This window comes from Mesorhizobium sp. LNJC394B00 (genome assembly GCF_000502555.1).
In the GTDB taxonomy this organism is placed as follows: Bacteria; Pseudomonadota; Alphaproteobacteria; order Rhizobiales; family Rhizobiaceae; genus Mesorhizobium.
Map to the genome: position 1 here is coordinate 229,545 of NZ_AYWH01000002.1, position 15,818 is coordinate 245,362.

10 protein-coding genes are annotated in these 15,818 nt (G+C 62.7%); 3 read left to right on the forward strand and 7 right to left on the reverse strand.

The window, feature by feature from the left end:
* The first annotated feature begins 156 nt into the window (after positions 1–156).
* On the forward strand, positions 157–1,236 hold the full coding sequence (locus X751_RS158005; protein ID WP_023733608.1) for a serine protease: 1,080 nt from the start codon (positions 157–159) through the stop codon (positions 1,234–1,236).
* Between the two features lie 188 nt (positions 1,237–1,424).
* Entirely contained in the window at positions 1,425–3,227 is a 1,803-nt protein-coding gene (locus X751_RS158000; RefSeq protein ID WP_245260787.1) for a hypothetical protein, read from the forward strand.
* A gap of 29 nt (positions 3,228–3,256) precedes the next feature.
* On the opposite strand, the gene amrB is transcribed toward X751_RS158000, so the two are convergent.
* The 5 genes from amrB to X751_RS157975 form a co-directional block, all read right to left on the reverse strand.
* Complete coding sequence (gene amrB / locus X751_RS157995; protein WP_023733606.1) at positions 3,257–4,975, reverse strand: AmmeMemoRadiSam system protein B; 1,719 nt, start codon at positions 4,973–4,975, stop codon at positions 3,257–3,259.
* Positions 4,976–5,124: 149 nt separating this feature from the next.
* Positions 5,125–8,148, reverse strand: coding sequence for a caspase family protein (locus X751_RS157990; protein WP_023744077.1), 3,024 nt, complete (start codon positions 8,146–8,148; stop codon positions 5,125–5,127).
* 12 nt (positions 8,149–8,160) lie between these two features.
* A complete protein-coding gene (locus X751_RS157985; protein ID WP_023740817.1) occupies positions 8,161–8,874 on the reverse strand; it encodes a hypothetical protein in 714 nt (237 codons plus the stop codon).
* Complete coding sequence (locus X751_RS157980) at positions 8,871–9,251, reverse strand: hypothetical protein (RefSeq protein ID WP_245265737.1); 381 nt, start codon at positions 9,249–9,251, stop codon at positions 8,871–8,873. Before X751_RS157980 ends, X751_RS157985 begins: the two co-directional genes overlap by 4 nt.
* A 101-nt stretch (positions 9,252–9,352) precedes the next feature.
* Complete coding sequence (locus X751_RS157975; RefSeq protein WP_023744078.1) at positions 9,353–11,572, reverse strand: caspase family protein; 2,220 nt, start codon at positions 11,570–11,572, stop codon at positions 9,353–9,355.
* 295 nt (positions 11,573–11,867) lie between these two features.
* Between X751_RS157975 and X751_RS157970 the strand changes: the two genes are divergently transcribed.
* Entirely contained in the window at positions 11,868–12,272 is a 405-nt protein-coding gene (locus X751_RS157970; protein ID WP_023669789.1) for a Fur family transcriptional regulator, read from the forward strand.
* Between the two features lie 8 nt (positions 12,273–12,280).
* Here the strand turns inward: X751_RS157970 and X751_RS157965 are convergent, their stop codons facing one another.
* Positions 12,281–12,769, reverse strand: coding sequence for a macro domain-containing protein (locus X751_RS157965; protein WP_023728547.1), 489 nt, complete (start codon positions 12,767–12,769; stop codon positions 12,281–12,283).
* A gap of 7 nt (positions 12,770–12,776) precedes the next feature.
* Positions 12,777–15,704 carry a DNA polymerase I gene (gene polA, locus X751_RS157960; RefSeq protein WP_023744079.1) on the reverse strand — a complete coding sequence of 976 codons (2,928 nt, stop codon included), beginning with the start codon at positions 15,702–15,704 and terminating at the stop codon, positions 12,777–12,779.
* Positions 15,705–15,818: the final 114 nt, after the last annotated feature.

Consider the following 15,818-nt stretch of genomic DNA (forward strand, 5'->3'; position numbering starts at 1 on the left):
GACGCGGGTGCGTTTGGCGGAGGGCTTTAACGAGGCCGCCCGGACCGATGATCCGATACGGGCGGGTAACCAAACTAATTTTTTAACTCCACCACGATCTCGACAATATTTCTGTATTTTGCTCCACTCCTTGCTGACTTTTGGGAGAGTCTCACCATGACGAAACTGACAAGCACTATCATTGCGTCCGCACTGCTATCCACCGCACTGTGGACGATGCCTGCCTTCGCCGCCGATCCCGGCTCAGCGAATGCCGGCAATGGCGAAAGCATGCGCGATCTCGGAACGGGCGACTACCAGCCCGGCCGGGCAAAGCCGATCGCGCCGCCGAAACTGACCGAAGATGAAGCCAGCCGGGCAGCGCCGCTGACCGACGAGGGCACGGCGGTCAAATCCTATGGCATCGTCGGACGTTCCGCCGATGGCAAGGACATCAAGATCGATGCAGGCGAGACGCTGAAGGACCTTGTCATCAAGGAATTGAACGCGCCCGCCAACACACCGAACGCCGACAAGACCGGACTGACGGGCGGCGACGAAGCCGGCCGCCAGGTGTTCGGGGCCGACGACCGCGAGCAGATCAAGAACACCAAGACCTACCCGTTCACCGCGATCGGCTATATCGAAGGCAAAGCCAAGAGCGGTTACGGCAGCTGTTCGGGGACTTTGATCGGTCCGCGCACGGTGCTCACCGCCGCGCATTGTCTCTACAGCAATGAAGACAAGGCTTGGCTCGACGACGTCATCTTCGTGCCGTCGCTCAACGGCAACACCGCCGACGATGCACCGTTTGGCGCTTTCAGCTATGAGAGCGTCTACATCCTGCAGGGCTTCATCGACAATTATCAGGGTTACTACGGCTCGGTCATTCCGTGGGACCTCGGCATCATCACGCTGAAGCAGGATGTCGGCACCAATCTCGGCTGGCTGGGTTATGCCAACTATGAGAACCTCGGCGATTTCACCGCCAACATCGTTGGCTACCCCGGCGACAAGCCGATGGGTACGATGTGGAAGGCGACCTGCGAAGTGAAAGCCGAAAACATCGGCGCGGAGTATTTCCAGTACGACTGCGACACCTATCCGGGGTCGAGCGGCAGCTCGGTCTACGCCTATGACAATGGCGCCAAGCAGCGCGTCGTCACCGGCGTGAACGTGGCCGAAAGCCCCAACGCCAACACAGCGGTGCGCCTGAACGCTGCCAACGTGGCGTGGATCAACAGCCTGTACAAATAAGGCCCGATCTTTCGCCGGCAAACAGCGGCGAGAAACAGCATTAGCAAACCGGCGGCGGGACGTTCCTGCCGCCGGTTTTTTTGTATCGGAACACCTCTCTTGCACTGTGTTACAGCGGTGCTTACGCTAGGCGATCCAAGGGGTTGGGTAAGATGGCGCGGGCAAGAATGATCTTCGGAGTCAAAGCGATGGCGGCTGCATCCATGCTGGCCGCACTGACATGCTTTTCCGCTATGGCCGATCAAGGCGGTGCCACACCCGATGGCGCCTGGGCCGAGCGGGTGCAAATCCTCTATAAAAGCGAAACACGTTCGGTGCTGCGCAAGAATGTACGGGTCTGGGATTCCCACCCGGAATTGGGTCTTGATTTCACCTGGGAGCCGGCAGCCGGCGTGTCGCCGGACCGCACCGTCGCAGCCGACGGCACCGTCAACGGCAAGGGCAGGCTGGTCTGGCGCGTACGCGGCTCGGCGAGCTATGACCCCAAGACGATCTATTCCAGCTATTTCGGCGAGATCAGGAATGGCCGCCCCGAAGGACAAGGCCGGCTGGAGCTGCGTTCAGGCGAGATTCTCGACGGCCGTTGGGTCGCCGGCCAGCTCTACGGCCATGCGATCCATGTCGATGCCGACGGCAATCGCTATGAAGGGCAATTCAGGGCCGGTGTGCCGAATGGCGAGGGCAGGCTGGAGACGAAGACAGGCGAGATATTCGTCGGCTCTTTTGCCGATGGGCTGAAGGACGGCAAGGGCCGCACCCGGCTGTCCGGCGGCACCGTCTACTGGTCGCAATGGGCGATGGGCAAGGAGATCGGCGGTGCGCGCCCCGACGTGCTGGCCGATGCCAGAGTGGGCGGGTTGCTCAAGGCGCAGACCGGCGGCGGTTCCGCCGACAAGGTCGAGATCGGCATTGCCGTCGACCAGCGCATGACGCAGCAGGCCGACATGCAGTACCAGCATCTGGTGCGCGACGAAGACATCGCGATCTATCCGGTGTCGGACCAGTACAACGATGCCTGGAACGGCACCGGAGAGATTCGTACCGGCAATGTCTATGAAGGCATGGACTGGGAGACGGCGCCGGCCTTCGCCGAAGTCGACCTCAAGACCACCGACCGGTCGAGGGTCAAGATCGACAGCCTGGAAATGAAGGTGGCCGCGAGCGAGGCCTACCGCAAGCCGATGCTGTCGATCAGCGAGCACTATGGCTGCGTCGGCTTCCGCCCCGACTTCTCGATCGTCAACAATGGCTGGGGCGACGTGAAAGACATGAAGATGTCGATCCAGTTCACCAGGACCGACGAGGAGGACAACGCGACCGGCGAGCCGAGCCGCATGTTCACGAAGGACATCGGCACTTTCGGCGATGGCGTCGACGTCTCGATCAAGGACGTGCTGACTGAAGCCGGCGTCGACACAACCACGCTCGAGACCGAGCGCTTCACCTGCCCGTCAAGGGACAGCCTGGATGTCTGCCGCGCCCAGGTGGCCAACAAGGTCAAGTTCGGCGACGTTGCCGATTACATCAGCGGCAGCGTCGAGAAAATGAGCGTGACCGGGATTGGCAAGCTCGATTATTCCTGGGCGGACGATCAGGGCGCTGTCTACCAGCAGAGCGAGCCGTTTCGCGTCATCGTCTCGCTGGTCAGCATCGAGGTCCCAGAATCGCTCGCCGAATGCGGCGATGGCGGCGGCGCGTCGCCCGAAGCGCTGCGCTACCAGAACATCGAATTTCCGATCGGCAAGACCGATTACAGCATCCCCATGCCGGTGCGCGGCAACAAGAATCTCAGCGCCTACACGGCACGGCTGAAAATGTGGTCGTCAATGTCGTCGATCCATCGCTTCAGCATCGCCGCCCATTTCGCCGATGGCAGCACACGCGAGAGCAAGCCGGCCACGTTCTTCTATTTCAGGCCGAAGCAGTCGCTGTTCGAAACCAGCACCAAGCCGGCGGTCTGCTATCTGCCGGAAGATCTGCAAGGCTGTTGAGGTCCTGTCACGTCCTTTCGGGAATCGCGTCATTTCGAGCCCATCTCGAAAAAATTGGGCAGCGGGATCAGCCGGGCAAAGATCGTGCCTTGGCTGAACACCCTGAGTTCCAGCATCGACCCGGACGATCGTTCGGCTTTCTGGTCGAACAGGAAATTGCCGAGCGAATAGATCTCCGCAACATCGCCGCCGCCGAGCGGCAGGATCGCCTCGCTCGATACATGTGGATGACCGCCGACGATTGCCGTGACGCCGCGCAGCCGCATCTGGTCGGCAAGCATCTCCTCGCGCGGCGACGGCTCCGTCTTGTACTCGCGGCCCCAATGGACGAAGGCAATCACCGGCCGCTCGGCATTGTCGTGCAGCAGCCGGTCGAGCAAAGCAGGCGTCAGAAGGTCGGTGTTCCTGGAGCCGTTGGTATCGATGTCGGTCAGCCCGACCAGGTCGAGATCGGCAAGCGCCAGCGTCTCGCCCTGCCCGAAATGGGCGATGCCGGCCGCATCGTGTGCGGCCAGCGTCTCGGCATAGCCTGACGGGCCGAGGTCGTAGGCGTGATTGTTGGCGAGGCTGACAGCGGCGACATGCAATTTCTTGAGCATGTCGATGGCGAGGTCTGCGGGCATGGCCAGCGTCATGTCGTCGATCGCCTCAGGGACGTTGGGCAGGATCACGCCTTCGAGATTGACGATCAGCGGCCGCGAGCGGGTCAGGGCCAGCACGCTTTCGACGATCTTCTCGGCAACACCGTCGCGGACCAGGATCTTCTTCATGGCGCGGGCGAAATTCACGTCGCCCGCGAAATAGTAGAGCTTGTCGTCGGGACGGGCAGGATTGTTGAAGCCGGGGCCGAAGGCGCCGAACAGCGCCACGACATAGCTGGTGGTGCGCTCGACATAGTCGCTTGAATGCGCCTGCGAGTTCTCGTTGGCGACGACCAGCGGCGCAGCACCGAACAGTTCGCGCTGCAGCCTGGTCTGGATATAGAGCGCACCGACCGAATCGGCGTGATCCGGCTGGCGCAGCGCCGCGATGCCGTCGAGCGACCCGGCGGCGAGCATGTTCAGCGTCTGCTGGTCGAAACGCCTGGCTTCGTGCTGCGGCAGATAGTGGGAGAAATCGGTGGATTCGACGATCAGCGTGTCCTTGTCGACGATCGCTTTCAGCGCCTGCGCCAGCCGGTCCCAGTCGGCTCGCTTGGCTTTGACCGACATCGCCACCGGCACGATTTCAGCTTCGGGGAAATAGTGATGCAGGAAAGGCAGCATCGCCTGCACGCCATGCTCCCTGGCGAACAGGCAGGAGTCTTCGACCATGTCGCGGTTCGCTTCCAGAAGGTGCACGGCTTCCGTGTCGGCCTGGACTGGACCGAGCACTGTTTCAAAACCGCGCGGCGTCGTGGCGAAGAGTTTCTGCGTCTCGTGGAAATGGTCCGGCGACAGGATGACGATGCGCTTGTAGCGGAAGCCGGACGCGGCGTGGAAACCGAGTGCGACGAGATCTGCGACGAGCAGGTGGTGGGGGACTGTGATGCCGGTGAGGCGTTGGTTGGACGGCTCGATTCTGGCGACGGCGGCGATGGCGTCGGTGAAGAGTGTGGGGTCGGAGTAGAAGGACGGGAAGTTTGTGTCGCCGGGCGGGCAGGTGATGGGGGCGGCAGACGCTTGAAGCACTGAGAGGATAAGCAAGGCGGTGGCAAAGACCAGAATGCTGGTCCGTGCCCAGGCACCCCCCGCTGTCCTGCCGGACATCTCCCCCGCAAGGGGGGAGATTGGATGTCGCCTCGACTTTCGCCAATCATCAACCTTGAAAATAGATCTCCAGCAATGAAGAGACTGATCTCCCCCCTTGCGGGGGAGATGGCCGGCAGGCCAGAGGTGGGTGCCTGGGTGCCGACCTCTCACGGCTCAGCCAGCACAATGTTCTCCACGCCGCCGACATAGTAGAACGGCTTCTGCTTGGACGCGGTCAGCCGCAGCACTTCGCGCGAGATGTAGTCGGCGAGGCCGAACAGCGTCACGCCGCCGTCGGAGGTCTTGGCCCGGCCGCGCAGGCCTTCGAGGATCGAATAGGTGAAGACGCCATGGCCGAGCTCGGGCAGTTCGGCGGCGGTGTTGTTGGCAGCGGTGGCCGAGAAGACGACGATGCGTGCGTCCTGCGCGTCTTTTTCCAGGCGCGGGTTGAAGGCGTTGGCGGCGTGGCAGGTGTCGAGCAGCATGAAGCGCATGCCCTTGGCCCGCTCAACCGATTTCTGGATGTCGCCCCAGTCGACCAGCGAGGAGCGCTTCCAGCGGTCGGGATCCTGTTTGCGGCCGTCCGTGGGGATGAAATAATAGTCTTCGTCGATGTTGATGCCGTGACCGGCGACGAAAATGATGGTGGTGTCGTTCTCGCCGGGTTTGTCGAGGAAATCGGCGAGCTGGTCGTCGATGGTGTCGGAATCCGGTTCCAGGATGGTGTCGGCGCTGGCGACCTTGAACACGTCCTTGCCGGTATCGGGCGCCTCATCCAGCGCTTCGCGGTTGACCAGAACCAGCGTCTCCATCGCCGAAAACAAGGGCGCGGATTTCTGCGAGATCACCTTGAGGAATTCGGTGGCGTCATCGACGGGATAGCGCAGATCGCAGGCGTGGCCGGCGCATGCATCGGTGAGGAAAGGATATTTGTCGACGCCGATCACGGCGACGTAGAGCTTGCCCTTGTTGGCTGGATTTTCGGTTTTCCTGGCAAGCGCTGTGACACTGCGCTCGGTCAGATAGCCGAACTCGTTGGTGCCGGTGATGCGAATGGTATTTTCGCCATTCTCGACCGGCACTTCGACGATGGTGCTCTTGCCGCCATCGATTGACCGAGCGGTGACATCGCCGACATTGCGGCTGTCCGACAGGATCGAAAATCCGGCGACATCGGCGCCGGCTTCCTGCGCGCCCGAAATCTCGACGGCGACATAGCCCTCGCGGACGTTGCTCTGGTCGGCGGCAAGCTTGATGCCGAATTCCGGCGGTTTGCGCTCGAGCAGCTTTTCCAGCTCGCGGTCGACGCCGGGGCGCATTTCCTGGACCGCCTGTTCGGCGCTGCGCAGGATGATGGCCCGGCGCACCATTTCCGGGCTCCAGAGATATTTCTTCAGCTGGCCGGCGCTGATGAAACGCCCTTCGTGGTCGCGACCCTGATTGACGTGCCAGCCTATCAACTTGTCGCCGTCGGCGGAGGAATAATAGTAGCCCTGCGGCATCCAGGCGATCCATTCGGAACCGGCGAAGAACATCGACACGATCAGTTTGTGGCTCTTCAAATTCCACAACCGCACGGTCTGGTCGGCGCTGCCGGTGACCAACAGCCCTTCCTTCTCGGCGGCAACCATGGCGTTGATCTCGCCGGTGTGGCCGGTGAATCCACCCGATACATCGGCGGTCGCGGTTTTGTATTCCAACAGCGTGCCGTCGCTGCCGCCGGTGATCAGGCCAAGCCCATTGCCGATCAGCGTGTAAGCCGAATGGACGAAGCCATTGGTGGCGGCATTCTCGATGCTGTGCATCACCTTTCCGCCGCTCGCGATTTCGAGCACGGCATTCTCCAGGCCGTCCTTGCCGCCGGGGGCAGCACGGAGCGACCACTCACCCTCTGCGAGTGCCGCGCGGGCATAGGCGCCCTGTTCCGCCAACGCCACCGGGTCTTCGAAGAACCGCTCGGCCGTCGGTAGTGCCAGTACCTTGTCCAGCGTGCCCTGCAGCTCGGGACAGGACACGCGTTCAGGGCAGGGGTTGGTGTTGCCCCAAGCGATGGAGTTGCTCGCCGCATCGATCCCGATCGCCGTCACGGGTTCGCCGACCCCTTGCAGCAGCGCCTTGCGCTCGCCGGTCATGGGGTTCCAGACCTGGATGCCGTTGCGGGTGCCGCCGGCTGTCGCCACCAGCGAGCCGTCGGCATTGCCGGCGCCAGCAAAGACCGTGCCGTCATGGCCGTTATAGTCGAGCAGTTGCTCGCCGCTGTCGGTATTCCAGATCACCGAGCGATGCTTGTCGGCGCAGCGATAGCTGCATGACGCCACAAGCCGCGAACCCGTCGCGAAGCTCAGAGCGCCGATCTGGAAATCCTGCTTCGGCATGGCGCGGACGAATTTGCCCGTGCTGGCCTGCCAGAGCTGGACGTCGCCGTCCTTGCTGCCGGTGGCGAACAGCCTGCCATCCAATGACACGGCGAGTGCGGCGACGCCGACATCGCGCAGCGGTTCGGCCTCGGCGGGCAAAGCGATTTCCTCTGACTTGGCGACGTCCCAGAGCCGGATGCCATTGTCGGTGGTCGTCGCTGCCAGCCGGGTTCCCGCAGCGGCGAAGGCGAGCTTTTCCACACGCCAGGAATCGGCATCGAATTTTTCCGCCAGCGTCCAGCCCGACGCGGATTTGTCGTCCGCCCGCCAGAGGTAGACGAAACCATCGCCACCGCCGGCGGCGAGCGTGTTTCCGTCGGGTGAAAAGGCGACATCATAGATGGCATAGTCGGCGGCCTTGAGCACGGTTCTGATCTTGCCGGTGGCGAAATCGAACAGCCTGATATCGCCATAAGGGGGCTTGTCGCCGATGCCGGCGCCGAAATAACCGCCGGCGGCGATCGTCTTGCCATCCGGCGACACGGCAATCGCAAAGACCTTGCCGTCATTGCCATTGCCAAGATAGCCGCGAATGGTGCGGAGCGTCACCCCGCTCTGCCAGTCCCAGATGCGGATGGTCTTGTCATCGGACGCCGAGACCAGTCCCTCGCCGTCCGGCGTGAAGGCAAGATCGGTGACCCTGGCGCTGTGGCCGCCGGTGTTGAGATCGAGATGGAAATCGAGGTCCTCGGCACCGGCGGTTGACGTTAACGCCAGAAGACCGACCAGGATTAGCCACCGGATAGCACGAAAGGGATGGGAGCTGCCCGGCACCTTGTTGCGCCGCTATTTGGAGTCGGCGGGCGGCGGCGACCCGTGACGCACATAATTCTCGATCGCCTGGGCATAATTGGCGGAACCGGCCTTGCGTTCTTTTTCGATGTAGCCGGCAAAATAGCTCCAGAACGACACCGCATAGTCGCGGAAATAGGCATCGGCGACATCGCGCGAACAGAGCTTGCCCTCAACACAGATGGAGAGACGATTGAGGAAATAGACGATGCGATCAAAATTGTCGTTGAAATCGGCGATCGGCATGGTGCCGCCGCCGGCAGTCATCGCCTCGATGCCAATGCGTTGCCGGAAGACCTGTTCCTCGGTCGGCGACGGCGTGGCGCTGAGCAGATTGTCGTATTTGGCGTTGAGCGACGAGAGGCGCTCCTTGAGCGCGCGCTGCGCCTGCTGAAAATCCTTGCTTTCCCAAAGCTCGACCAGCGACATCGTCTGCTCGACGCGCTTCTGTTCCTGGTTTGCCAGAAACTGGAAGACCGAGAAGGCCAGGGTGAAGATGATCGCCAGGCGCACGGCGAGACCCGACCAGGCGTAGATCAGCATGCGCCAGTCGCGGTCGGTGAAGGGGTTGGCTTCCTTCTTGATCTCGTGACTGCTCGGCCACGGAAAGCCTTCGGTGGTTTCGGGCAAGGTCGCCGGCTTCTTGGCCGGCGGAGGCGCCGATGTGGCCGGCGATTTCTGCGTTGCAGTGCCCCCCGGCTTTTTCATCCGCAGCTGTCCAGTTGGATAATTGCGGTGGGATCGAGCACGATGCCGGGTGTCTCTAGCTTCTTTTTCAGGCAATCGAGCTGCGTGCGCGAAATCATGAACTGCACGTCCGGTTCGGCAGCCGCCTTGCTGGGTGACGGCAAGGGCTCGACCACGCCGCGCGAGGCGCAGCTGGAGAGATCGACGACAACGGCCGTGTTGCCGGTCTTGGCGATCTGGTCGTACTGGTCGAGAAAGCAGGTGGCGAGCTCGGAATTGGTGACGATCTGCTTGGCGCACAGGCCGCAATTCTCGTCCGCCGAGGCGCTGGCAACCAGCAACAGGCTGCCGGCAAGGCCGACCGTCGCTGCACGCCAGGAGAGCACGGGGATAGTCACTGATGTCCTCATCTGTTGCATCCAGCCGCGGCGCATAGAAGTGTCGCGAGCCGGGAATGTTCATATATCACGCCGGCAAGAGCCGGCGAAGCGATGTCCGGTCAGGCGCGGGGCACCGTCTCCATCGGGAAGATCATCACCGCGCCTTTGGGACCGCTCTTGTCGGCAAGCCGCATCACCGAGCGCGTCGCCGGCGCCATGCCGATGTCGGCCAGCATGTCGGAAAAACCAGGCGTTCCCGATGCGGCACGCGTCACGGCGCGCACGCCTTCCTGGGCAAGAAAGCTCAGATCCTCTTTCTCGCTCTGCGGCGGCGCCTCGGTCAGCACGGCAATCATGCGCTCCATGCCGAAGCTGGTGTCGGTGAAGGCGAGCAGCCCTTCCTTCAGGCCCTGATCGGCCTGCTGGTTGATCGGCGCCAGCCGCTCTGCGACGATATGGGTGATCGAATAGTCGCTGCCGATGTAGAGCACGTTGATGTCGACGAACTCGTCGGACCCGTTCTTGGCCGCAATGTGTACCTGATCGCCCGGCGAAACGCGCGGCACCGTCGAGGATTCGATCGGCTCCAGCACATCGCTGTCCTGGCGCTTGATCAGGAACTGGACGCTGACCTCGTCCGGCCGGTAGTCGGACGCCGCGGCGAGCCGCGACAGGCCGGTGGCGCGGAAGATCGTGGTCAGGTTCTTGGCGGTGTTTTCCGCAAGCTTGTCGCGGCCATCCTGATGGATGACGATGCGTGGCGGCTTGCTGCCGTCCTTCAGGCTGATGTCGCCGGACGCCGGCAGGAACCACAGCGCCGGTTCGTCGCTGGCGTTGGCGGCAGCGCCGTCCATGGATTTTTCGCGCAGCACCGCAAGCCGCAGATCGGCGCTCTTGCCGGGCTCGACCAGCGCGATGTGGAAGCCGGACTTCGGCTTCGCCACCAATTCGTCCAGAACCGAATTGACCAGCTCGGTTTCCTTTTCGAGCCCTGCGGTCGGCGCCGGCTTTGCCACCAGCAGCTTGTAGTCGACCGCGAGTTCGGCAACGCGCGCATAGGCGCCGGCGGGCACCGCCGTCGGCGCAAGCGCCGGCTTGCCGTCGAATTCGACCGGTGCGAGCTGGCTGTCGAGGTTTTTTGCCGATTTCACTTCGAGATAGCCGACGGAGTCGGAGAGCTTCGACAGCGCCGAAGGCAAAATGGCGAGCTTGCTGCCGGGGGTCAGACCCTGCAGCAGCCCGGCGCCGATCGCGACATCGCCGTCCTTGACGGCAATCGGCCATTGCATGACGGCGTCGGTCTTGTCGGTGCCGAACACGCGGGCGTCCAGTTCGCCCTCGAACAGGGGCGTCGGCCTTGTGCGGCCGTCGGCCGAATATTGCTGCAGCACGGCCTGGCCGAGCTGGCGATAGGTGACGTTGGGGTTCTCGGCCAATTTCGACAGGATGGTGAAGGTGAACAGGCCGAAGCGCGGCGCGTCGGGCGTGCCCTTGGGCAGCGGCATTTCCGGCGTCGTCTCGACCGTCTGCGCGGCATAGAAGGCGACCAGCTTGCCCCTGGCGATCGGCTCTGCGCCGGTCGGCGTCAGGTTGAAGGCCGGCTTGCGGCCGCCATTCTCGTCGAAACCGCGCGATGCGCTTGCCGAGATGTCGTCATAGGCCTTCACCGCGGCTGCTCTCGCCGCGTCGTCGCCGCCGACGAGGTCGGCGAACTCGACCTTGCGCTCCAGTTCGTCATCGACTTCCGCGGCGCGCGTCGCGGTGCCGGAATGGCAGCAGTCGAACACCACCCAGACAAAGGCGCCCTTGTCGCGGATGGCGTCGAGTGCGGCGCCGACCTCGTTGTCGACCAGCGCGTTCGGCACGCCCTCTTCGCGGTTGATCCATTTGTCGATATCGGACGGCAGGAAAATCTCGTCGAGGCCGTCGGTCTCGTCACCGGCCTTGGCTTGCGGCTGCTGGGCGCCGTGGCCCGACAGATGCAGATAGACGAAATCGTCGCGTTGCACCTTGCCGGCGAGGTCGGCAAGGGCGGCCTTGATCGCCGCATGCGTCGGCGGGCCGTTGGCGCCTTCGACGTCCTTGGCGAGCAGGATCACATTCTCGGCCGAGAACTTCACCGGATCGGGCGTGTTCTTCAGGAGATAGTCGCGCACCAGGCCGGCATCGTTCTTCGGCCCGATCAGCCAGTTCTTCTGCGGCAGGTTCGGATAGTCGGTGCAGGCAACCAGCAGCGCGTGATAGGTGCGCGAGGCGGCGAGAGCGCGGAACGAAACCGTACCGGCAGCCACAAGCGCCGACGTGCCGACGAGCAGCGTCCGTCGTGTCAGTTTGATCATAATTGCTTCCCCAAGCCCGATCGAATTTGCAAGTGCGGCACCTTTCGTCGCGAATTTTGTCAGTATTTTGAATGTGGTCGGTGCCGTCAATCGGCGGTGGTGGTCATGGTGTCGATGGCGATAACGGAAACAGTGGCAAAAAGCCTGCTTCATCGCTATCTCAAGAGAATTGAGACCGTCGCATGGCAGAAATGATTTGCGAGCGGCGCTGGATCAAACAGATGGAACGTGATGTCGTCCGAGAACCGCTCCACACTTTTCGGCATCATGCTCTAAACGATCGGAAAACGGGATCATGGCGGCAAGGGATGTGCTGACGAAGAATCAGCTGAGCGTGCTCGAAAAGCTCGAGGCCGCCAGCGGACCGCTCAGCGCCTATACGCTTCTCGACCAGCTGCGCGAGCGCGGTTTCCGCGCGCCGCTACAGGTTTACCGGGCGCTCGACAGCCTGGTGAAGTCAGGCTTCGTGCACCGGTTGGAAAGCCTCAACTCCTTCGTCGCCTGCGCCGAACCGCACGACCATACGCATTCGATGACAGCCTTCGCTATCTGCGACACATGCGGGCAGGTGATGGAGATGTCCGACCATGACGTCGACCATCGGCTGGACGAATGGGTGCGCTCGACCGGGTTTGCTGCGAAGAAGGCGGTGATCGAGTTTCGAGGGACGTGTGCCAAGTGCCTGGCTGAGGCGGCTTAGCTTGCTTCCTACTTGAGCCGAGGCGGTGCGCTATTCTCGAATTCGTTCAAGAATGTCTCATAGACGACGTACCGCGTAGGCCCAGGTGTTAGCTGCTCCATAAGCAGGGGTTTCACCTCGTCGAGCCAAGATAATTTGCCAAGGCCAGACCCGATTTTTGGCAAGGCGATGGATTCTACCCGGTTTTTGTCGGCCCATTTCACAAGCCCGCGAACTGCTTTCCGTAAATAGGGAAGCGTGGCGTGATACATATCTGGCTGGGTTGCCAGATAAATGAAGCCCGGCCGATTGCCGTCTGGCTCCAATGTCCAGATATGACCGCCAATAAACCTGCCGGTCCGAGCATATTTCTTGAACGCAGCCTGCACATTCGGCCACTTTTTCGAAATCTTCAGCGCAAGTCCGGTGCCAAGGCCCTCTTGATTGCCCTCTGCCACGCCTTGAGCGATATAGCTTTCCTTGGCGGCCAGCAGGTCTCCCGTGACAAAGACAATCATCGCACCTTCAATGCGCCTCGTCCCAGTTGTTCGCCGCCCGCGCATCGACATGCAGCGGCACCGACATCGAGATGGCCGGCATCGGCGCGTTCTCCATCACCCTGCGCACCACGGGGATCGTCGCCTCGACTTCCGCTTCAACCGTCTCGAAGATCAATTCGTCATGCACCTGCAAGAGCATGCGGGCGGACAGGCCGGCCTTTTCCAGCGCCTCGTCCATATGCACCATGGCGCGGCGGATGATATCGGCAGCGGTGCCTTGCAGCCTGGCGTTGATCGAGGCGCGCTCGTTGAAGGCACGGATCGACGGGTTTGACGACCGGATCTCAGGATAGTGGATGCGGCGGCCGAAGATGGTTTCGACGAAGCCATGTTCGCGCGCATAGGCCTTTGTTGCCTCGATATAGTCGCGGATGCCGGGGAAACGCTCGAAATACTTCTTGATGTAGGCGCCGGCCTCCTCGCGCGGGATCGACAGCTGGTTGGCGAGCCCAAAGGCCGAGATGCCGTAGATGATGCCGAAATTGATCGCCTTGGCGCGGCGGCGCACTTCGGACGGCATGCCTTCGACCGGCACGTTGAACATTTCCGAGGCGGTGATGGCGTGGATGTCGGCGCCATCGGCGAAGGCCTGCTTCAACTGCGGGATCTCGGCGACGTGGGCAAGCACGCGCAGTTCGATCTGGCTGTAGTCGGCCGAGACCAGTTTCTGGCCCTTGTCGGCGATGAAGGCCGTCCTGATCTTGCGTCCCTCCGCGGTGCGCACCGGGATGTTCTGCAGATTGGGATCGGAGGAGGACAGCCGGCCCGTCGTCGTTGCGGCCAGCGCATAAGATGTGTGCACGCGCCTGGTGTCGGGATGGATGAAACCGGGCAGCGCGTCGGTGTAGGTCGATTTCAGCTTGGTCAGCTGACGCCAGTCGACGATCTTGCGCGGCAGTTCGTGGCCTTCGGCGGCGAGGTCTTCCAGAAGCTGCGCGGAGGTCGACCATTGCCCGGTCTTGGTCTTGGAGCCGCCGGGCAGGCCCATGCGGCCGAACAGGATGTCGCCGAGTTGCTTTGGCGACCCGATGTTGATGCGCTCGCCGACAAGGCCGTAGATTTCCTCTTCCAGCCGTGCCGCGCCTTGCGCCAGCTCGCCGGAGAGCCGCGACAGAATCTGGCGGTCGACCGAGATGCCGCGCTGCTCCATACGCGCCAGAACCGGCACCAGCGGACGCTCCAGCCGCTCATAGACCGAGACCAGGCCCTTGGCGGCCAGCCGCGGCTTCAGCACCTGCCATAGCCGCAGCGCTACGTCGGCATGGCCGGCGGCGTAGGCGGTCGCCCGGTCGATGTCGACCTGCTCGAACCCGACCGAGCTTCTGCCGGAACCGGCGAGGTCCTTGAGCGGCGTCGTGGCATGGCCGAGCCATTTGTCGGCAATCGAGGACAAAGTGTGGTGGCCGGTGCCGGCGTCGAGCACATAGGAAATCAACATCGTGTCGTCGAAGGGTGCGATATCGATGCCGTGGCGGCTCATGACGACGATGTCGTATTTGGCGTCCTGGGCGATCTTGAGCACCGATTTGTCTTCCAGCAGCGGCTTCAGCAGCGCCAGCGCCTCGCGGACCGGAATCTGGTTCTCCAGCGTGCCGCCGCCGAGCAGGTCGCCGGCGCCGCTCTTGTGGGCGAGCGGCACATAGGCGGCGCGGCCGGGGCCGATCGCCAGGGAGAAACCGATGAGGTCGGCCAGCATCGGATCGGAAGACGTGGTTTCGGTGTCGAAGGCGACGATCCCGGTCTCCTTGGCTTGGGCCAGCCAGGTCTTGAGCGTCGCCGTGTCGCGGATGGCGACATAGGCGGCGGGATCGATTTTGGCCGCAGCGGCCGTTTCCAGGCGAAGTGCGGCAAGCAGCGAAGGGGCGTCGCCGGCCCTGGCGGTTTCGGTTTTGGCTTCATCCTGTGTTGCCGCAGGCGCCGCTATGCCGGAACCGACATCGGGGCCGTGCGCGGTGTCGGCGCGCTCGACGGTGACGGCGACAGCCTGCACATCGCCGGCTTCGGTGCTGGTCGCTTCAGCAACGCGCCGGGTCAGCGAGGTGAATTCCATGGTTTTGAGAAAGCCGATCAGCTTCGGCCCATCCGGCGCATGCAGCACGAAATCGTCGAGCCCGTCGGTCACCGGCACGTCGTTCTTCAGCGTCACCAGCTGGCGCGATATGCGCGCCTTGTCGGCATTGGCGATGATGGATTCGCGCCTCTTGTCCTGCTTGATCTCGCTGGCCCGGGCGAGCAGCCCGTCAAGGTCGCCGAACTGTTCCAGAAGCTGCGCCGCCGTTTTCGGCCCGATGCCGGGTACGCCCGGCACATTGTCGACGGAGTCGCCGGTCAGCGCCTGCAGGTCTATCATCTTTTCCGGCGGCACGCCCCATTTCTCGATGACTTCGGGGATGCCGATCTGGCGGTCCTTCATCGGGTCGTACATGCCGACCGTGGGTCCGACCAGCTGCATCAGATCCTTGTCAGAGGAGATGATAGTGGTGTCGCCGCCGGCCTCGCACGCCAGCCTGGCATAAGTGGCGATGAGGTCGTCGGCCTCGTAGCCTTCGATCTCGATGCAAGGCAGGTTGAAGGCCACGGTTGCCTGGCGGATCAGACCGAATTGCGGGATCAGGTCTTCGGGCGGTGCGTTGCGGTTGGCCTTGTATTCCGGGTAAAGATCATTGCGGAAGGTTTTCGACGAATAATCGAAAATGACCGCTAAATGCGTCGGCACGATGCCTACATCGGTGTTGCGGGCGTCCTGCATCAGCTTCCACAACATGTTGCAGAAGCCGGAGACCGCGCCGACCGGCAGCCCATCGGATTTGCGGGTCAGCGGCGGCAGCGCATGATAGGCGCGAAAGATGTAGCCGGAGCCGTCGATAAGGAAGAGATGGTCGCCTTTTTTCATGCCGGCAGGGATAGCGCGGCAGGACGGCGCGGTCCATGGCAAAGGCGGGCTTCCAACAGGTGTTGCGGCGACATGCTGACAGAGCCTGCCTGCCGATAGGTCCTGCTGCTGTTT

Excerpts from the sequence above, each read along its gene's own strand:
- X751_RS158005 (WP_023733608.1), top strand. The coding sequence starts at position 157 with ATGACGAAACTGACAAGCACTATCATTGCGTCCGCACTGCTATCCACC.
- X751_RS158000 (WP_245260787.1), top strand. The coding sequence starts at position 1,425 with ATGGCGGCTGCATCCATGCTGGCCGCACTGACATGCTTTTCCGCTATG.
- amrB (WP_023733606.1), bottom strand. The coding sequence starts at position 4,975 with ATGTCCGGCAGGACAGCGGGGGGTGCCTGGGCACGGACCAGCATTCTG.
- X751_RS157985 (WP_023740817.1), bottom strand. The coding sequence starts at position 8,874 with ATGAAAAAGCCGGGGGGCACTGCAACGCAGAAATCGCCGGCCACATCG.
- X751_RS157975 (WP_023744078.1), bottom strand. The coding sequence starts at position 11,572 with ATGATCAAACTGACACGACGGACGCTGCTCGTCGGCACGTCGGCGCTT.
- X751_RS157970 (WP_023669789.1), top strand. The coding sequence starts at position 11,868 with ATGGCGGCAAGGGATGTGCTGACGAAGAATCAGCTGAGCGTGCTCGAA.
- X751_RS157965 (WP_023728547.1), bottom strand. The coding sequence starts at position 12,769 with ATGATTGTCTTTGTCACGGGAGACCTGCTGGCCGCCAAGGAAAGCTAT.
- polA (WP_023744079.1), bottom strand. The coding sequence starts at position 15,704 with ATGAAAAAAGGCGACCATCTCTTCCTTATCGACGGCTCCGGCTACATC.